The organism is Bifidobacterium callimiconis (assembly GCF_003952005.1).
GTDB classification, from domain to species: domain Bacteria; phylum Actinomycetota; class Actinomycetes; order Actinomycetales; family Bifidobacteriaceae; genus Galliscardovia; species Galliscardovia callimiconis.
Genome location: NZ_QXGJ01000006.1, coordinates 144,690 through 163,747, shown reverse-complemented (window position 1 = coordinate 163,747; position 19,058 = coordinate 144,690). Strand labels below are relative to the sequence as shown.

The following is a 19,058-nucleotide window of genomic DNA, read 5'->3' as shown; positions in this document are numbered from 1 at the left end:
CGACTTTCACGGGTAGATTTTCAATCCCTGTGGTGAGGGGGAGAATCCCGCGGCGTGCATGACCTGCCAGAATGGATTCCTTCTTGTCAGAGGCATGCCGTTGACATCGCAGAACAGCGTCGTCGACCGGGATCTGCTGCGCAGCGCATAGGCCAGTTCGCCGAACGCGCGTCGCAGCAGATCATCATCGTATGACGGGTACGCCGGCTCCCCCGTCTCCGCCGTACCATCCTGGGGAACGGTGTCGGACGCGGAGAACACGAGCACATGATGGCTGCGCGGCGTGGCATACAGTATCGCCCGGCCGGCGGAGATCACCACCACAGCGCCTTCCCGTCGTGTGGGCCGCAGCATCGTTCCGGCTTCCGGTTCGATCGGCGCGTCAGGCCACGGCATCGGCTCCGGCCATGGGATCATGGCGCCGAACAGGTTGGCAGGGTCGAGCGCATCCATCGCGATCATGGCGTCATGAGACCGTCCGCTATGGTCGTCCCGTTCCGAGGCTGTGGCTCGTAACGAATCCACGGTCTCCCGTCGAGCGAACTGCGCGGCGCCGAACCCCTCCACGAACATGCCGCGAATCACATCGCCGCGATCCTCCATGCGCCGCAGCACCGGATAGATGCCGGAAAACCCTCCGGCGAGTCCGATCATCTCGATCAGCGGGGCGCTGACCACGCCATATCGATCGAGCAGAGCCTCCGTCATGTCCACGACCCGACGTGTCGTGATCATCTCGGCCTCGGCATCCGCCGTCGTATCCGTTTCCCCGTCGTTCGGCGGCACCGGAAACGTCAGCGACCAGAGTCCGGGCAGCTCGGCGTCCAGCACGGTCGGACGGGCGCGCCCCGGGAATCTCCTGCCGATGGCCATCGCACCGGTACGGCGCCGCCGCGACGATGTCCTTGACGACTTTGCTGGTCCGCCAAGCGTCAGTCGGACCGGCATGAACGAACTGCAGGTGATCATGCCGTTCCACATCAGCGCCCGCATGCGGGTCAGGAACGCGGCATCCGTCATATCATCGGGTTTCAGCTGACGCGCATAGCAGGAGTCGCCGTCGCGCAACGCTTCCGGGACCATCGACCAATCACCGCTCAACACGTTGTCTTGTGATAGTGGGGAGTCCGAAAGATACCACGCAATGCTTCTGCCGGGGTTTTTCCCTGTCCCCTTGGCCGTCGATCCCACCCAGAACACATCGCCGGAGGTCAACAGGTCGTCGAGCATACCGGCATGATAGTCCCGCACACGGGAGGGGAAGATGCTGGATTCCCACATGTCGGCGGGCAATGAGACCCCCTCCAGCAGCCCGATGACGTCATACAGTCCGTCAGGTCCCTCATAGCGTTGGCAGCCGACTGATTGCGGCCCCATCCGCTCCGCCAGAAACTCCTGGTATGCGGCGGGCGACACCGGTCTGATGGACGCCCGCGCTTTGTTGAGCGATCGGCGGCGGAGCATGCGGAACACCTTCGGATGCAGCCAGCGTGGCGCCGATTCCGTCGATGGTGAGATCGTGTTGCCGATACCGTGTCCGGCAGCGGCATCATGATCATCGTCGTCGGCTCCCATGCCGAATCCGCCCCGCAGCAGGCGCCCCTCCCGGGTCAGGTCATTCAGCTCCGCACGGGTCTGTCCTATGTGCAATCCGAAGCGCTCCGCGATGGTCTCGGCGGTGAACGGTCCGTGCGTGCCGGCATAGCGCAAAATCAAATCATCGGGATCCTCGTCGATTCGTCGCGCATCATCGGGTGCGGCCCAATAGGTGATGCCGCGTATGGGCAGCGGAACCGCCCGGCGCTCCCGTTGGAGTTGCGCGACGTACTCCCCGGCCGATTCCCCGTCACGCAGACGTGCGGCGATGTCATGTTCGGACAGCGGTCCCAGCAGACGCAGCAGATCGGCGACGCCCTCCTTGCCGTGTTTGCGCCGTTCCGCGGTCATGCACTGCAGCTCGGCCTCGGTCCGTTTGATGACCTGTGCATCGAGCAACGGCTCCGCTTCGGCGCCGCCATCGCCGAGCAGCCGGGCGAGCAGTTCGGGGTCCAGGGCAAGCGTGGCGGCGGCCCGCTCGGCCTGAGGCACGTCGTACTGGTACATGTAGGCACCGGTGTAGCCGAACAGCAGCGCTCGTGCGAACGGTGACGGAACAGGGGTCTGTGCACTTGCCACGGCAATGCGGCCGTCGGCGAGCGCGGTCATCATGCGTCGCAGTGCGGCCATGTCGTAGATATCCTGTAGGCATTCGCGTGCGGTTTCGAGGATGAGGGGGAAGCCGGGGATGACCGATGCCGCGGTCTGCAGCTGTGCGGCGCGCAGTCGCTGCTGCCAGAGGGGCACGCGTCTGCTTGGATTCATGCGTGGCATGAACAATGATCGTGCGGCATTCTCCCGAAAGCGTGCGGCGAACAGAGCCGTTTCGGTGATGTGCCGGCGGATGTCGGCTTCGAGTTCGTCCGGGTCGAAGACGATCAGGCTTCTCCATGGCAATGGTTCGTCGGTGTCTGGCACGCGGAGCACGATGCCGTCGTCGGCGGCCATGGTCTGGCCATCGTATCCGTATCTTGCTCTGAGTCGCATATTGATGCCCATGGCCCATGGTTCGTGGATGCGGCGGCCGTATGGCGAGTGGATGATCACCCGCCAGTCACCGTCCTCGTCCTGGCACCGTTCGATGACCAGGGTGCGATCGTTGGGGACGGTTCCGGTGACGGCGCGTTGCTCGTCGAGGAGTCGGGCGAGTCCGTCAAGCCCGTGTCCGTCAAGCCCGTCATCGTGGAGCCGGCGTAGCGTGGGCGTGTCGAATCCTCCGTTCCGGCCGTCGAGCCCGTGTTCGTTGTCGAGTCCGTTGGTCAGTTCGCGGGTGATGCGTCCTATGGTTTCGCCGCTGTCGGCGTCCCGTCCGGGACCGTCGCCGTGCCAGAACGGCAGCCGTGCGGTCTGTCCCGGAGCCGGAGTGACGATGACGCGGTCGTGGGTGATTTCGCGGATTCGCCATGTGGACGTGCCGAGGGTGATCACATCGCCGACTCGGGATTCGTAGACCATTTCCTCGTCGAGTTCGCCGACTCGTTTGGGGCCTTTGCCGGCGGCCTCGTCGGTGAGTACCACGCTGTAGGTGCCCCGGTCGGGGATGGTGCCTCCGCAGGTGACGGCGAGACGTTGTGCTCCCGGTCTGGCGCTGATGATGCCCGTATCCCGGTCCCATATGAGCGAGGGGCGGAAGACGGAGAATTCCTCGCCGTTGTATTGGCCGGACATCATGCCGATCGTCGCGTCGTAGGAGGTTTCGTCAAGGGTGTGGTAGGGTGCGGCGCGGCGCACGACACGGTACCAGGTGTCGTGATCGAGCGGTTCCATGGCAGCCGCCGCTACGGTCTGCTGCGCGAGAATGTCCAGCGGGTTGGTGGGAATGGTCGTCTGTTCGATGCGACCGGCACGCATGGCTTCGACGGTGGCCGTGGTGATGAGGACCTGTTCGCGGGTGAGTGGGTAGAACCGCGCGTGCGAGGTGCCGTTGACACGATGATCGGCGCGACCGGCACGCTGGAGTGCGCTGGATACCGAGAATGGCGGGGATACCTGAATGACCAGATCGACCGTTCCCATATCGATGCCGAGTTCGAGGCTGCTGGTGGCCACTACGCATCTGAGCCGTCCGGCTTTGAGATCGGACTCCACCTGGTGCCGTCGTTCTTTGGAGACCGATCCGTGATGAGCCATGGCGATGACGTCTTCAGGGGCTTGGTCGTGCACGAGCATGGTGCTGGATCCCGCGACGGCGTCGTAGTGGCTGCGGTCGCGGTAGCGGAGCGGCTGCCGTCCGTAGATTCGTTCGGCGTACAGGTCGTTGAGTCTGGCCGTGAGTTTTTCGCAGAGGCCTCGTGAATTGACGAAGACGAGTGTGGTGTGGTGGGCGATGATGTCGTCAAGGATGGCCTGTTCGACTTTTGGCCACACCGATCCGCGATCGTCGTCATCGTTGGCGTTGGACAAGGACGTGATGTCATGTAGATCATCGGCGGGATTGATGATCCGTAATGCGAACGATGGTGTCTGCTGTGGGGCGATAACGGATACCGGACGCGTTCCGGCAAGGAATCCGGCCGCAGTGTCGAGCGGCCGTATCGTGGCGCTCAGTCCGATGCGTTGGAATTCTCCCGCCAGCAGGGCGAGGCGTTCCAGACTCAGCGTCAGGTGGACGCCGCGTTTGGTACCGACAAGAGCGTGCACCTCATCGACGATCACGGTGGTCACGGTCGTGAGAATCCGCCGCGCCTTGGAGGTGAGCAACAGGTACAGGGATTCCGGCGTGGTGACGAGAATGTCCGGCGGATGGGAGACGATGGCCCGTCGTTCCTGTGGGGTGGAGTCGCCGTTACGCATTCCCACGGTGATTCGTGGAACACGATGATGCGCCTGCTCAAAGCATGCGGCGATGCCGTCCAATGGCCGGCGGAGGTTCTTGGCCACGTCGGTGCCCAATGCCTTGAGCGGCGAGATGTAGAGAATGCGTACGCCCTGACGCGGCGTGGCGGATGCGGCAGGGGCGTCGTCACCGTTTTTCGTTCCCGATTCGGTCTCCTGGCGAGCCAGGGTGTCGATGGCGGACAGGAACGCGGCGAGGGTCTTTCCCGATCCGGTCGGAGCGGTGACCAGCACGTTGGAGCCGGAATGGATGGCGTCCCATGCCTGGGCTTGCACGACGGTCGGCGCTCCGAAGGCATGAGTGAACCAGTCCCGCGTTTCGGGGGTGAACCAGTCCGGGCATGTGGAGTCGCTCATGTCTTCCGATTCTTGCCGTTCTTGCCGACATACCTGCAATGGACGATGCGATGGGGACGCGTATTTCAGAGGATTCGTACGGTTCCGCGTCGGATCAGTTCCGGTGGCAGCGTGACATGCCGGACGCCGTCCGGACCGGTGCGATCGATGCGGTCGAGCATGATCATCGCCGATTCGTGGGCGAGCCAGCCGATCTTCTGTCCGATGGTGGTTAGCGGGTTGCCGAAGCCGAATCGTTCGGCGATGCCGTCGTAGCCGATCACCGACAGGTCGGCCGGAACGGCAAGTCCCCGTTCATGCATACGCTGCATCAGACCCATGGCCATGAGATCGTTGCAGCAGAAGACCGCCGTGGCGCCCGATTCCAGTATGGTGTCCGCCGATGCGTATCCGCCGTCGAACCGGTAGTCACCCTCCACCACGGCCACGGGCTCATCCCCGGTTGCCTCACGGAGCGCTTCGAGAAACCCATCACGACGTTCGTAGGCATTGCCGACACGTACGTCGCCGGACACGCAGGCGATGCGACGGTGTCCGCATTCCAGCAGGAACTGCGCGGCCATGCGACCACCGGCACGGTTGTCGATGCCCACGCCGTCGCACCAATCAAGATCGATCAGTCGGTCCACGCACAGTACCGGACACCGGCATTCGGATACATCGGCACGAAGATCGTCGATGTTCACGCAGGACTCCCCCGCGGCGATAAGGAACATGCCATCGACGCCGCGGGCGGAAAGCCGTCGGATGATCTCCGATTCCACGGCGCGCGAATCCGAAGTGTTGGCGATGATCAACGAATACCCGGCCTGCCGGCATTCGTCCTCGATCCGTTTCGCCAGTGCCGCGAAAAACAGGTTCTGAATGTCCGGCACCACGAGCGCCAGCAGCATGGATCGCTGGGTGACCAGTGTGCGGGCCACCTGATTGGGTACATAGTGCAGACGTTCGGCCACTTCAAGGATGACCTTGCGTCGTTCCTCGGAGACGCGAGACGGGCGGTTGTTGAGCACCAATGACACCGCCGTGACCGACACTCCGGCCGCGGCGGCGACATCCCGGATCGTTGTCCGTTTGCCCATCGGTCAGGCGCCGAACAGTGCTCGGATCTGATGCACGTCGCCATAGGAGGCCTGGGCGCCGGACCCGGTGGCCGCATAGGCGGACACGTAGGACGCCACCTGGGCGGAACGTCCCAAGGACAGACCGGAGGCAAGGCCGGCGAGAATGGTACCCATGAACGAGTCCCCGCAGCCCGTGGTGTCCACGGCGTCCACACGCACCGGACTGATGCGTTCCACCTGATCTCCGTCGATGACCACGCTACCGTCGCCACCCAGCGTGATCACGGCCTGTTCGTATCCGAAATCGTGCAAGGCGGACGCGATCGCGGTCCAATCGACGCCATCCCAATCGCCGTCCTCCGGCTCGGCCAAATTGAGCAGCTGGCTCATCTCGTGCTCGTTGACCAGAAGAATGTCGGAATTGGCGATCAGATCGGCGGGCAGCTCGGGAATGAACGGAGAATCGTTGACCAGCACCTTGACGCCGGCCTCGTGGGCGATCCTCGCGCTTTCGATCACCGCCGGAAGAGGACTTTCCAGGCACAGACCCAGTACGGCCGAATCGGTGATGACGTCGGCGTGGCCACGGATGTAGTCGACATCCACATGGGCGTTGGAGCCCGGCGAGTAGACGATCGTGTTCTCGCCGTGCGCGTCCACGGTGATGACGGTGGTGCCGCTGGGGCCGGGAACATGCAGCACGTCGGACACGTCGACACCGGCCTTCCGCAGTTCACCCAGCAGGAACTCGGCGTTGGCGTCCTGTCCGACGGCACCGAGCAGACGCACCTTCGCTCCGATCTTCGCCGCGGATGCGGCCTGATTGCCGGACTTGCCGCCGGGCAGCACCCTCAGCGGACCTGCGTTCACGGTTTCGCCCGGACCGGGAAGACGCTCGGTGTCCACGGTGTAGTCGGCGTTCATCGAACCGACCACGGCGATGGCCGCGTCCGTAGAGGCAAAGGAATCAAGCAGGGAGAATGCTTCGTCCCGGCTCAGTGTTTCGACCATATGGCAACTCCTTCGTTGGGGCCGAGGGCTCTCGCCATCGGCATATCCGTCTTTATCGCAACGTCACATAAACGAACGTCAACAAACCGTCTGAAGACCGCCTTCTCATAGGACTGTCCTCTCACATGGTAAAACGTTAAACTACTTTTGGCAAGCAGCATCGACGCCATTCACCAGTTCCTCATATCGTCCGGTTTCGCATTCGATCAGTGCGATCGCCAGTCGGCGGGCCAACGCCTCGTCGGTCACACGATACAGAATCACGCATGCCAGTCCCTCGCACAGGTCACGGAACAGACGCTGCCGAGATTCGGACTCCTCCTCGCTGCAGTACAACAGGGAGTCCACGCCGGGATCATAGCGGTCGATCAGCAGCCTCGGCATCATGGCGAAACCGGACTCCTCCACGATCGACATCGCCTCACGCAACTGTTCCACACCACGGTCGAACGTTCGCCGGTCACGGTCCTCGAATCCTACGATCAGATCGGACGACAACGTGGATCCCAACAGCGAAATGGCCAGATTACGCAGCATCACCGGATTCTGCCACAACGGCAGATCCTTGCGTCCGCCGTCCCGATTGCCCGCGGACAGCAGCACATCGCTGGATCGCGGAGTCTCCTTGTCCCACAGGTGACGATACGCCTCGATCAGCCGGTCGGCGTCACGCAAATACCTGGCGCCGATCAAATCGGAATCCTGCTTGATGTCCGCGGCGGACGTTCGGGAGGTTTCCCCGTGATCGGCATCCCACTGTTCGACCTGGTTCATCAGGGCCTCCTCATAGGCGACCACACGACGGTATCGATAGTCGGGAACGGCGCCCATGCCGTCCACGCCGGCATCGTCGCGCAGCATGCTCATGCCGATACCGGGATCGGTGAGCATCATTCGGGCGATGGACAGACTCCTCGGCTCGTTCTCGCCCCACTTGAGCATGGTGAAGGCGCCAAGACGATGGGTCTCCCGCACGAACTGCCAGACATCCTCCTTGCGCTGCTTCTTGGTGCCATAGCGCTTGCGCCCCTTCGCCATGCCTCGGATGGCGAGTTCACGAGGAGTAAGGACGCGGATGCATTTCGGCATGCGTTCGGACGGCTCCCCCGTATAGGCCGCCAACGTGGAGGCGTTCATCAGATCGTAGAGCCATACCGGCAATCCGTACCGACGCACCACCGAGGCGGATCCGTGCAGAAACCGCCGGCATTCATCCATCAGCACGGCGTCGAAGCAGGCGGCCGCCGAAAACAGGTCCATGGACCATCCCGTGTTGGTGAACACCTCGTGCGCCAGCACGTAGAGCCGATGGTCGAGTGGCTCCGGGTTGACGCCGTCGTTCTCATACACCCGGCGTTGCGATTCCCGCGAGGTCAGTTCGTCGAAGCGACGTTCGAGCTTGTTGATCGTCTGTAGGAATCCGGTGGTATCCATGTTGAAATTCGTGGACATGATCACCCTTCTTTGCGCACCATTGTCCCCTGCCGGACCTTCCGGAAGGCCTGTGCAAGGCACACTATGGCACGTTGGGCGATCGCCTGCCACCGGCCGGTGCGAAAATGTGGATAAGTGGAGTAACTCGAAAGTTATCCACATTCCACGACGCGTACCGGCCGCATGGATCGTCAGGCGTCGATGTTGGATCGGTCGAAGTCGTCGGCGTTGTCCACGATGAACTTCTTGCGCGGGGGCACCTCGCCGCCCATGAGCAGGTCGAAGATGTCCGCGGCCTGGGCGGCGTCCTCCATACGGATTCGGCGCAGCATGCGCGTGCGAGGATCCATGGTGGTGTCGGCGAGCTGGTCGGCATCCATCTCGCCCAGACCCTTGTACCGCTGGATGTCCTCGTCGAAGCCAATGCGATCGCGTCTGAGCTGCGCCACCTTGGAGGCGAGCTCATCGTCCGAATACGTGTAGATGTATTCGCCCTTGCGCTTGCCGGTCAGCGCGATGCGATGCAGCGGAGGCACGGCTGCATACACATGGCCGGCCTCGATGAGCGGCCGCATGTAGCGGTAGAACAGGGTGAGCAGCAGGATGCGGATATGGGCGCCGTCAACATCCGCATCGGTCATCATGATGACCTTGTTGTATCGGGACTGGGTGATGTCGAACGTGGCGCCCGAGCCGGCACCGACCACCTGGATGATCGCGCCGCACTCCTTGTTCGCCAGCATCTGCGACACCGAGGCCTTCTGCACGTTGAGGATCTTGCCTCGAATGGGCAGCAGCGCCTGGAAGCCGGAGTTACGGGCCGCCTTGGCGGTGCCGAGTGCGGAGTCGCCCTCCACGATGAACAGTTCGGCGATGTCGTCGTTGCCGGGCTGGCAGTCGGACAGCTTGGACGGCATGGAGGCGGATTCAAGCGCGTTCTTGCGCCGCGTGACCTCCTTGGTCCTGCGTGCCTGGATACGGGCATGCATTTCGCCGACGATCTTCTCCAGCACGCGGGATGACGGCTCCTTGTATCCGCGTTTGGAACCGGTGATCATCTCGCCGAACTGCTTGTCGGTGAGTCGGGTGACGATCGGCTTGACCTGTGCGGTGCCGAGCACGTCCTTGGTCTGCCCCTGGAACTGCGGCTCGGCGATGCGCACGGTGACGACCGCCACCAGTCCGGTGGTCACGTCGTCACGTTCGATCTTGGTGCCGGCATCCTTGAGGTTCACCTTGAGGCGACGGGCATTGGCTTCCACGGTCTTGCGCACCTGACGGGTGACCGCGTTGAGGAATCCATCCACGTGCATGCCGCCGCCGGGCGTCTCCACCACGTTGACGAAGCTGCGGATCGTGGTGTCGTAGTTGTTGGTCCAGCGCAGGGCGATATCCACGCCGCAGGTGCGCTCCACCATCTGGGCATGCAGATCACCGCCGGGGCCCACCACCTGGGTCTCCTCCTCGTAGGTGCCTTCGCCCGAGATATGCCAGATGCCGCACACCGGCTCGCCCTTGGACAGAAAGTCCACGTAGTCGACCACGCCGCCGGTGTGGCAGAACTCCTCCACACGGGCATGCCCTGCCGGTTCGGTGACCGTCGCCGATTCCGGGATCGACTCTTCCGCCGGGCGTTCGACGTCCTTGGATTCGTTTCCGGAATCCTGATCGGGAGTCCGATCGGATGCCTGTGCACTTCGATCCTGCACCAGCGGCGTCTCGTCCGTCTCGCGCAGATCGTCGATGGATTCGTCGCCGGTCTCGGGAATGTTCTCGTCGACCACGGTGATCGACAGACCCGGCACCAGGAAGCTGGTCTGGCGAACACGGTCGATCAACTGCTCGTAGCTGAACTTGGCCGTGCTGTTGAAGATTTCGGGATCCGCCCAGTAGCGGATACGGGTGCCGGTGACGTTGGCGCCCACCGTGCCGACCTCGCGCAGTTCCGTAGGGGAACGCTTACGGGTCTTCTTGAACGGGGAGGCCGGGGAGGGATGCGAGGGATCAGCGTCGGTGTACACACCGGGATGGCCCTGGCGGAATTCCATGCGGTAGGTCTTACCGTTGCGGTCCACCTCCACGTCGAGCCTGGAGCTCAACGCGTTGACCACGGAGGAGCCTACGCCGTGCAGGCCGCCGACCGCGTTGTACGAGGAATTACCGAACTTCGCGCCGGCGTGCAGTTTGGTGAGCACCACCTCCACACCGCTCAGACCGGTCTTGGGCTCCTTGTCGACGGGGATGCCTCGGCCGTTGTCCGCCACCGTGATCGATCCATCGGTATGCAGCGTGACGACGATCCTGGTGCAGAAGCCGGCGAGCGCCTCATCCACCGCATTGTCGATGATCTCCCATAGACAGTGCATGAGTCCCTGGGAATCGGTGGTGCCGATGTACATGCCGGGACGCTTGCGGACCGCATCCAGTCCTTCGAGAACCGCCAGATCCTTTGCGCCGTATTCTTCCTTCTGCGCCGCCATGGCCCTCCTTCGCTAACGCAATTGCTGTATCGTGATGCCGCGCGTCGTGTTTGCCGTATTGTCGTCATGCGCCGGCATGGAAACGCTCCCCCGCGGTGACGAGGGAGCGAAATGGATGAGGTTCGTCTTCGATCACTGATCGAGGAAGTCCCTCAGGGTCTGGGAACGGGACGGATGGCGCAGCTTCGACATCGTCTTGGATTCGATCTGACGGATACGTTCGCGGGTGACGCCATACACGCGGCCGATGTCGTCCAGCGTCTTGGGCTGACCGTCCTCCAGACCGTAGCGCATCTTGATCACACCGGCCTCGCGCGGAGAGAGCGTCTCCAGCACCTGCTTGAACTGTTCCTGCAGCAGGGAGAACGCGACCGCGTCGGACGGCGCGATGGCGTCGGTGTCCTCGATCAGGTCGCCGAATTCGGAATCGCCGTCCTCACCCAGCGGAGTGTGCAGCGAGATGGGCTCGCGGCCGTACTTCTGGACCTCCTGCACCTTCTCGACCGGCATGTCGAGTTCGCGTGCCAGCTCGTCGGGCGTGGGCTCACGGCCGAGATCCTGCAGCATCTGACGCTGCACGCGGGAGAGCTTGTTGATGACCTCCACCATGTGCACGGGCACGCGGATGGTACGGGCCTGATCGGCCATGGCTCGGGTGATGGCCTGACGGATCCACCAGGTGGCGTAGGTCGAGAACTTGAAGCCCTTCTTCCAGTCGAACTTCTCCACCGCGCGGATCAGACCGAGATTGCCTTCCTGAATCAGATCCAGGAACAGCATGCCGCGGCCGGTGTAGCGCTTGGCCAAAGAGACCACGAGTCGCAGGTTGGCCTCCAGCAGGTGGTCCTTGGCCTTGCGGCCGTCGTTCGCAGCCCATTTGAGTTCGCGCTTGCGCTTGAAGTCGAGGTCGGTTTCGGTGTCGAGCAGGTGCTGCGCGTACAGGCCGGCCTCGATGCGTTCGGACAGGTCGACCTCCTGTTCGGCATTCAGCAGGCTGACTCGGCCGATCTGCTTGAGGTAGTCCTTGACCGGGTCGGCGGTGGCGCCCGTGGCGATCACACGACGCTTCGGATTGCCCGAAGGGGTGTAGTTGTCGTCGTCGTCCAGATCGGTGACGACGAACGCGCCCTTCTCCTTGGGCTGTTCCGGAGGCTTGGGCTTCTCTTCCTCCTCATCGGAGTCGTCGCCCGAAGTCTCCTCGTCGTCCGTGTCCTCGACGTCGTCCTCACCGTCGACGTCCTCGACATCGTCCTCGTCGAAGTCCTCGTCGTCGATGTCTTCGACGTCATCCAGCAGGTCGTCGCCTTCCAGCAGGTCGTCGTTCTGCTTGATCGGCTCCTGCTCGGCCTTCTTGGCGGCGCTCTTGCGAGTCTTTGCCGTCTTTGCGGCACCTGACGTCTTCCTGGTACGGGTCGTCTTCCGTGTTGCCTTCTCGGTGGCCAAACTTGTCCTCCTGGTTCGTCCTGTCGGCGTCTCCTATAGCACGAAGACACACTTATGGCAAGAGCAAATTGTCAACTAATAGAGTGAACCACGTTCCAAGGACGATTATTCCCGCAAATCGGATTGAATCCATGCCGGATGGATGTCACGCTGCACTACGCCAAGCAGAATCGACGCCATCATGCACGAGTCATCCACGTACAGCGAGCGCAGCGAACAGGCCAGCGACTGTTCGTCACGCCCCACCCACCACAGCAGGTAGGCGAGCGCCGCCAAGGGTTGCGCGCTGTAATCTTCCGGGGCAAGCGTGACCATATGCGCCAAGGCATCGATGCTGCGCTGGCAGCGTCCCGGGTCGGGGCTGAGAGAGGGGTCCTCGAATCCTCGGGTCAGCGTGTTGCACACCAGCGTCGAACTGGATTCCGAATGGGGGTTCGTCACCAGCGACAGCAGATCGTCCTTCGTCACGCCGGCCATCGGCGCGAGAATGATCGCGTCGCGCATGGCCAGGGTTTCGCGCATGCCGACGCACAGTTTCATCAGAGAATCGGGAGAGACGTCGTTCCGTCCCTCTACAAGCCATCGATGCCATTCGTCGAACGGATCGTGGAACCAGTCGGCATCCGCCTGTCGTATTCCCTGGCTTCTCCGATTGGCGCGGAATCGTTTCCGCAGACCGGTCATCGTCTCGTCGTCCACGCGCATCGCCTCGCGGCCTTCCGCGGTGGCGTAGGGGCCGTCCAACGGCCTGAGTCCCACTTCGATTGTCATTGTGGTCGCCTCCTTGCGTCCATGGCCTTGGCATTGCCAAGCCGTCATGTTGTCGCCGTTCCTCCGCCCTGTTCCCACTATGACGGTGTTCGCCGCGCACGTATAGAGACGGGAGGCAATGTGGTCGAATGGAAACCCCGCCCGGAATTTCACCGTTTGTCAACACCGTTTCGATAGGCTGGACGATATGACTGCTCAGGCTTCTTCGCATACCATCGGCAACGACATCGAATCCCGCATCGGCGTATTGATCACACGACACTGTGCCCCCACCGATCATTCCCTCGCCGGGCTTGACTGCGGAACGCTGTATGACGAGGTCGTGCGTCAGGCGTGCGTGTCCAGTGAGGGCGGCAAACGTCTGCGGGCACGACTGCTGCTCGCGTTCTACGATGCGCTGGCCAGGCGGGTCTCCGACGCCGACACGCGAGGCGGAGCTCTGGATCTGGCCTGTGCCATTGAGGTGTTCCAGACCGCGGCGCTGGTGCACGACGACATCATCGACGAGGCCGACGTGCGTCGCGGCAAACCGTCCGCGCACAAGGCACTGGAGTCGCTGACCGCCGAACGCTATGCCGACGTGACCGCCGTCTCCGCGGCCTCTCTGGGATCGGGACTGGGGATCATGCTCGGCGATCTGCTGGCCACCGCCAGCGTGGACATCATCAACGAGGCGGCTTCGAAACTGCCGAACCGCGAGCGCATCATGGCGGGCTTCCTGACCATGCATCGCGAGGTGGAGATCGGGCAGGTGCTTGATCTCGCCGCGGAGCATGTATCGCTGGACAACCCCGAAGAGCTTGTGAGGAACTCACTGGCCGTGTTCCGTTGGAAGACCGCCAGCTATACCACCATCGCGCCTATCCGCCTGGCGCTGCTGGCCGCCGGAGTCGACGAACGGAATGCGTCCGATGTGGCGGAGTCGGTTGGTGTGCCGCTTGGTCTGGCGTTCCAGTTGGCGGATGATCTGCTCGACGTGGTGTCGGACCCGGCGGTGACCGGCAAGCCCGTGGGCGGGGATATCCGTGAAGGCAAGCGGACCGTATTGTTGGCGGACGCCCTGTCCGGAGCCGATCGGGAGCAGGCCGATTATCTCAAGCGACAGTTCATGGTCCCCTCGCGTGACGCCGCGACCGTGGACCGTGTCATCGGCCTGTTTTCCTCCACTCGAGCGGTGTCACGTTCCCGGGAGCGCATCACGGCCCTGTGGAGGCAGGCACAGGCAGCGCTCGCCGAGGCGGGGCGTGTGTTCGATCTGGACGATGCCGCTCTGGCGACGCTGCACGACATGTGCGCGCGGTTCATTCCCTCGGACATTCGTGATTGACGGTGGAGTACGCCGACCATGCCAGCAACAGTAACGATCCTAGGATTGGAAGCATGAGCGAAGTGACGGAAAGCCCCGTGGGCCGTATGATCGACGACCGGTATCAGGTGACGCGCAGGATCGCCGAGGGCGGCATGGCCACCGTGTATGAGGCGACCGACGTGAAGCTGGGCCGGACGGTGGCGATCAAAGTCATGCATGTGCAGCTGGCACAGGGACCGCATCGCGATCAGTTCGTGCAGCGGTTCCAGCGTGAGGCTCGTTCCGCGGCGGCCATCGCGAATCCGCATATCGTGCAGATCTATGACACCGGTGAGTTTGAGGGACTCGACTATCTGGTCATGGAGTACGTGCACGGCGTGAATCTGCGGTATGAGATGAACCGTCAGCGGGTGCTGTCCGTCCGCGAAACCCTGCGCATCGTGGGTGAGGTGCTTGACGGGCTGGCGGCGGCCCATGCCGCCGGCGTGGTGCATCGCGACATCAAGCCGGAAAACATTCTGATCAACGATCGGGGAAGGGTTCAGATCACGGATTTCGGTCTGGCCAAGGCTGCATCCCAGGCGACGCTCGCCACCACGGGCATGCTGCTGGGCACGGCGGCCTACCTGGCGCCGGAGATGATCGAGGACAATCAGGCCCTGCCTCAGGGCGATCTGTATTCCGTGGGCATCATGGCATGGGAGATGCTGACCGGCGAGGTGCCGTTCGCCTCCGACAACCCCGTGACCATGGTGTTCAAGCATGTGCACGAGGATGTACCGACGCTGACCGTCAGTCATCCCGGCGTACCGAAGCGGGTATCCGATTTCATCGCGCATCTGACGGCCCGCCATGTGGAGGATCGCCCGGTTGATGCCACGGCCGCCTTGCAGGAATTGCAGACGCTCATGCCGACACTGACTCCTGCGGAACTGTCGTACCGGACCGTGGACGCGGGCCCGCAGGCCACCAGCGTACTGTCATCGAGCATGATCCCCGCTCCCCCGTCCCCGTCGCAACCATCGTCGGACGCGCGATCCGACGACACCGCCACGGAGACCATCGATGGCATGGCCGACGACACGAGTCGTAGACGGACCACTAGGATCGCCATCATCGTCGGCGTAATTCTGGCAGTGGCCGGCATAATCGGCGGCGGGTGCGCATGGTGGTATTTCCTCGGTCCCGGCAGCTACTGGACGGTGCCATCCGCCGATGACGTGACCTGCGCCGACGGTCAGACATGCACGCTCAAAGGAGCCGATTTCACCAGTTACGAGCGTGCGCTGAAGGTGGCCGGCATCCCGTATACGACCACCGGGCAATACAGTGACGATGTCGCTCGGGGCGATATCATCTCCTCGGATCCGGCGAACATCGGTGACCGTGTCAGCAAACGTAACGGCGAAACGATGACGGTGATCGTTTCCAAAGGCGTGCGCGAGGCCACCATCCCCGATGACATCACCGACGCATCGAGCGACAATGGCAAGACTCCGCTGGATACTCTGAAGAGGCTTGGCTTCGACAACGTGACGCATGATGATTCACAGGATCAGTATTCGTTGGATGTTCCCGAAGGCGCGCTGCTGAGCATCGATCCCCAGCCCGGCACCACCCTGAAGCACAACGAGCCCATCACCGTGACCCTGTCCAAGGGGCCGATGCCGGTAAGCATGCCGAACATCGTCGGAGAGACCAAGGATGATGCGCTTTCTTCACTGAACGAGGCAAAGCTCAAGGTGACCACGTCCGAAATGTATTCGGACACCGTGGAGGCCGGCAAGGTCATTTCCACGTCGGTGAAGGCGGGCACGCAGATGCACTGGGGAGATCAGGTAAACATCGTGGTGTCCAAGGGGCCTGAAATGGTGACGATCCCCGACGTACGAGGCAAGAGCGAAAGCGAGGCCAAGCAGACGTTGGAGGCGCTGGGACTGAAGGTGGAGATCAGCGCACCGCTCGGCGATCTGACGCAGACCGTACGGCTGCAGGATCCGGCGCCGGGTCAGCAGGTGCGTCTGCGCGATACGAAGGGCAACGCCACGACGGTGACGCTCACCGTCGTGTGACATGTGCCGTCGCCGAATCGGTTCAATCACCAACGAAGGGAAACGCAACGGGAGGTCCGACGTGGTATTCGTCGGACCTCCCGTTGCTCATCTCCGGTCTTTCGCACCGTTTGGTGCCGCATGTACGCGTTATGCGACGTGTGCGTCTGGCACCGTGGTCATCACTGCTGCTGTGCGGCGAGGCGCTCCTTGACCTTCTGCGCGTACTCGTCCACATATTCCTGACCGCTCATGACCTGAATCTCGCGGGTCACACGATCGGTGAGCTCACGCAGATCATCATGAGTGGCGTTAGGATTGCGTGTGACCGGGATCGGACGTCCGTAGATCACCTGCGTGGTGCCCTTGGACGGGATCACCGTACCGGGCTTCTGCAGTTCCCTCGAACCGATGATCGCGGTGGGGATGATCGGGCATCCGGTCTCAAAGGCGAGTCGTGCCACACCGGTGTGTCCCTTGTACAGACGCCCGTCAGGGCTGCGGGTTCCCTCAATGTGGATGCCGAACAGGTGGCCCTCCTCCAGAATCTCCCTGGCGTGTTCGAGCGCGCCGAGGGACTTCGAGCCACCGGAACGGTCCACGGGGAAAACACCGACCGAGGTGAACCACCACTTCTTGAACTTGCCCTTGATGCCCTTGCCTTCGAAATACTCGGCCTTGCCCATGAAATGCACCATGCGCGGGCAGGTGAGTGGAATCAGCGCATCGTCGATGACGGCGAGATGGTTCGCGGCGATGATGCCGCCGCCCTTGCGGGGAATGTTATTCACGCCTTTGGCGCTTGGCCCCAGACGACGACGGGCGATGGGTCCGAATCCCTTGACGAAAAACCAATACAGCACAACGACCTCCGTACCGTGAAAACGTCGGCTTCACGGCTACAGTTATACATATGACTGGCAACAAGAATAGCAATGAGAACCGATCTCACTCAAGCGATGGTTCGGGCAACGCCGACGGGCCCGACGATGCATGGGCGGAGTTCATGTCGTCCCATCAGGACGAACTGGATGATCTGGAACGGTCGCGTACGGCTCGCAAGTTCGACAAGGCCGCGCGCAAGGCCGAGAAGCAGGCCCAGCTGAGTGTGGATGATCTCAAGCCGGAGGCGTTTACTCGGCAGCCCGGTCCGCGCGATTTTCAGGGACGTAGCTGGCTGGACACCGATGACGTTATGGATGGGGAGTCGACGTTCACTCCCCCGAACCCGTCGATCGGCAACGTCCGCAAATCCACAATGCTGTTCGTAGCCCTGCTGGTGATCGGCATGGGCGCGCTTACGGTGTCCATTCTGATTCCGGCGCTGTCCGCATGGCTGGGCACGGTAGGTGGCGTGATGACGCTCATCGGTGCCGCCGGCATGTTCTTCCAGCACAAGGGACATACGGAAACGCGCACCGACGCCTTCGACGACGGTGCGCGCGTGTAGCAATGCATCGGAACGATCAGCTCGTTCCGATTTCAGCAGTTCCGATCTCGACGATCAGGCGTTGACGGCGCGCAGGGCAAGGTCGGCTGCACCGATCATGCCCGCATCGCCACCGGCGGTGGCCGGCAGAATCTGCGCATGCTCACGGTAGGCGGCGGCCTGCAGGAATCGAACGTAGTTGTAGCGCGCGGGTTCGAGCAGAATGTCGCCGACGGACACCACGCCACCGCCGATCACGAAGGTGTCGGGATCGATCACCGCGGCGATGGCCGCCATGGTACGGCCGAGCCACTCGCCGATCTTGCCGAAGGCGTACAGCGCCAGTTCATCGCCTTCCTGAGCGGCCTGGGAGACCATCTTGCCTTCCAGCGCGTGCACGTCTCCTCCGCACAGCTCGAGCAGGCGCTCGGCCTTCTGCGGCATACGACGGATACCGGCGCGGGCGAAGCGCTCCAGAGCGTTGCCGGACGTATAACGCTCGGCGCAGCCGCGCAGACCGCAGCCGCAGAAATCACCATCGGACACCATGGGCAGGTGGCCAAGTTCGGCGGCCATGCCGAAGGATCCGCGATACAGTTCGCCATTGATGACGATGGCGCCGCCCAGGCCGGTGCCCACGGTCAGCATGACCATGTTGCGGCTGCCCTTGCCGGCACCGAGAATGTATTCACCCCAACCGGCGCAGTTGGCGTCGTTCTCCACGACGACCTTGCACTTGTGATCGGTCAGCTCTTCGATGCGATCGGCCAGCGGATAATCGATCCACTTGGCGATGTTGGCGGAGAAGCTGATCGTACGACGATCGGCCTTGACGTTGCCGGCGGCGGAGATGCCCATCGTGGGGATCTCGTCATGCAGCTTGAGCGCCTCGTTGTAGATTTCGATGATGCAGTCGTTAATGTCCTCGGGCTCAGTCGGCGTGGGAACGCGCCACTGGCTGAGGATCTTGTCGTTCTCATCGCAAACCGCACCAGCGATCTTCGTTCCACCGATGTCAATACCGAGCGTGTACATGAAAACCTCCATCTTTCGACCATGTCCGAAAGAGGCTCATCACTGATGCGTCTTCCGAAAACGGTAAGGGATTAGAACGTTCAACAACACTGTCATGATAGCAATGTTTTATGCGACACGCCCAAAGACCTACCAATCGGTTGGTTCATTTTGCTTATTGTTGCCGACTTATGCCGCTTTACGACAATGTCCCGTTCCGAATCGTTCGGAACGGGACATCACTTCGTTTCTCACGGTTATGAA

12 protein-coding genes are annotated in these 19,058 nt (G+C 62.5%); 3 read left to right on the top strand and 9 right to left on the bottom strand.

Annotated features, from left to right (window positions below; translation table 11 throughout):
• Positions 1 to 6: 6 nt before the first annotated feature.
• The 7 genes from D2E23_RS07110 to D2E23_RS07080 all read right to left on the bottom strand — a co-directional run bounded on the left by D2E23_RS07110 (position 7) and on the right by D2E23_RS07080 (position 12,991).
• Positions 7 to 4,788, bottom strand: a complete 4,782-nt coding sequence (locus D2E23_RS07110) for an ATP-dependent helicase (RefSeq protein ID WP_126030259.1) — start codon at positions 4,786 to 4,788, stop codon at positions 7 to 9.
• A 65-nt stretch (positions 4,789 to 4,853) separates the two neighbouring features.
• A complete protein-coding gene (locus D2E23_RS07105) occupies positions 4,854 to 5,870 on the bottom strand; it encodes a LacI family DNA-binding transcriptional regulator (protein WP_126030258.1) in 1,017 nt (338 codons plus the stop codon).
• Between the two features lie 3 nt (positions 5,871 to 5,873).
• Positions 5,874 to 6,863 carry a ribokinase gene (locus tag D2E23_RS07100; protein ID WP_126030257.1) on the bottom strand — a complete coding sequence of 330 codons (990 nt, stop codon included), beginning with the start codon at positions 6,861 to 6,863 and terminating at the stop codon, positions 5,874 to 5,876.
• A 141-nt stretch (positions 6,864 to 7,004) separates the two neighbouring features.
• Positions 7,005 to 8,315 carry a hypothetical protein gene (locus D2E23_RS07095; protein WP_126030256.1) on the bottom strand — a complete coding sequence of 437 codons (1,311 nt, stop codon included), beginning with the start codon at positions 8,313 to 8,315 and terminating at the stop codon, positions 7,005 to 7,007.
• A 173-nt stretch (positions 8,316 to 8,488) separates the two neighbouring features.
• Positions 8,489 to 10,777 carry a DNA gyrase/topoisomerase IV subunit B gene (locus D2E23_RS07090; protein WP_126030255.1) on the bottom strand — a complete coding sequence of 763 codons (2,289 nt, stop codon included), beginning with the start codon at positions 10,775 to 10,777 and terminating at the stop codon, positions 8,489 to 8,491.
• A gap of 132 nt (positions 10,778 to 10,909) precedes the next feature.
• Positions 10,910 to 12,220, bottom strand: coding sequence for an RNA polymerase sigma factor (locus tag D2E23_RS07085; RefSeq protein WP_126030254.1), 1,311 nt, complete (start codon positions 12,218 to 12,220; stop codon positions 10,910 to 10,912).
• A gap of 105 nt (positions 12,221 to 12,325) precedes the next feature.
• Entirely contained in the window at positions 12,326 to 12,991 is a 666-nt protein-coding gene (locus tag D2E23_RS07080; RefSeq protein WP_126030253.1) for a hypothetical protein, read from the bottom strand.
• Positions 12,992 to 13,178: 187 nt separating this feature from the next.
• Here D2E23_RS07080 and D2E23_RS07075 point away from each other — a divergent pair, with 187 nt between their 5' ends.
• Together D2E23_RS07075 and D2E23_RS07070 are read left to right on the top strand one after the other, a co-directional pair.
• Positions 13,179 to 14,318: a polyprenyl synthetase family protein gene (locus D2E23_RS07075; protein ID WP_126030252.1), complete on the top strand. Its 1,140-nt coding sequence runs from the start codon at positions 13,179 to 13,181 to the stop codon at positions 14,316 to 14,318.
• A gap of 53 nt (positions 14,319 to 14,371) precedes the next feature.
• A complete protein-coding gene (locus D2E23_RS07070; RefSeq protein WP_126030251.1) occupies positions 14,372 to 16,372 on the top strand; it encodes a protein kinase domain-containing protein in 2,001 nt (666 codons plus the stop codon).
• 161 nt (positions 16,373 to 16,533) lie between these two features.
• On the opposite strand, the gene D2E23_RS07065 is transcribed toward D2E23_RS07070, so the two are convergent.
• Positions 16,534 to 17,214, bottom strand: coding sequence for a lysophospholipid acyltransferase family protein (locus D2E23_RS07065; RefSeq protein WP_126030250.1), 681 nt, complete (start codon positions 17,212 to 17,214; stop codon positions 16,534 to 16,536).
• 143 nt (positions 17,215 to 17,357) lie between these two features.
• On the opposite strand from D2E23_RS07065, the gene D2E23_RS07060 reads away from it, so the two are divergent.
• Positions 17,358 to 17,801, top strand: coding sequence for a hypothetical protein (locus tag D2E23_RS07060; protein WP_241227244.1), 444 nt, complete (start codon positions 17,358 to 17,360; stop codon positions 17,799 to 17,801).
• Positions 17,802 to 17,855: 54 nt separating this feature from the next.
• On the opposite strand, the gene D2E23_RS07055 is transcribed toward D2E23_RS07060, so the two are convergent.
• Positions 17,856 to 18,815, bottom strand: a complete 960-nt coding sequence (locus tag D2E23_RS07055) for an ROK family glucokinase (RefSeq protein WP_126030248.1) — start codon at positions 18,813 to 18,815, stop codon at positions 17,856 to 17,858.
• Positions 18,816 to 19,058: the final 243 nt, after the last annotated feature.

Coding starts and splice junctions, on each gene's coding strand:
- D2E23_RS07110 (WP_126030259.1), bottom strand. CDS start 4,788: ATGAGCGACTCCACATGCCCGGACTGGTTCACCCCCGAAACGCGGGAC.
- D2E23_RS07075 (WP_126030252.1), top strand. CDS start 13,179: ATGACTGCTCAGGCTTCTTCGCATACCATCGGCAACGACATCGAATCC.
- D2E23_RS07070 (WP_126030251.1), top strand. CDS start 14,372: ATGAGCGAAGTGACGGAAAGCCCCGTGGGCCGTATGATCGACGACCGG.
- D2E23_RS07105 (WP_126030258.1), bottom strand. CDS start 5,870: ATGGGCAAACGGACAACGATCCGGGATGTCGCCGCCGCGGCCGGAGTG.
- D2E23_RS07055 (WP_126030248.1), bottom strand. CDS start 18,815: ATGTACACGCTCGGTATTGACATCGGTGGAACGAAGATCGCTGGTGCG.
- D2E23_RS07090 (WP_126030255.1), bottom strand. CDS start 10,777: ATGGCGGCGCAGAAGGAAGAATACGGCGCAAAGGATCTGGCGGTTCTC.
- D2E23_RS07060 (WP_241227244.1), top strand. CDS start 17,358: ATGTCGTCCCATCAGGACGAACTGGATGATCTGGAACGGTCGCGTACG.
- D2E23_RS07080 (WP_126030253.1), bottom strand. CDS start 12,991: ATGACAATCGAAGTGGGACTCAGGCCGTTGGACGGCCCCTACGCCACC.
- D2E23_RS07100 (WP_126030257.1), bottom strand. CDS start 6,863: ATGGTCGAAACACTGAGCCGGGACGAAGCATTCTCCCTGCTTGATTCC.
- D2E23_RS07095 (WP_126030256.1), bottom strand. CDS start 8,315: ATGTCCACGAATTTCAACATGGATACCACCGGATTCCTACAGACGATC.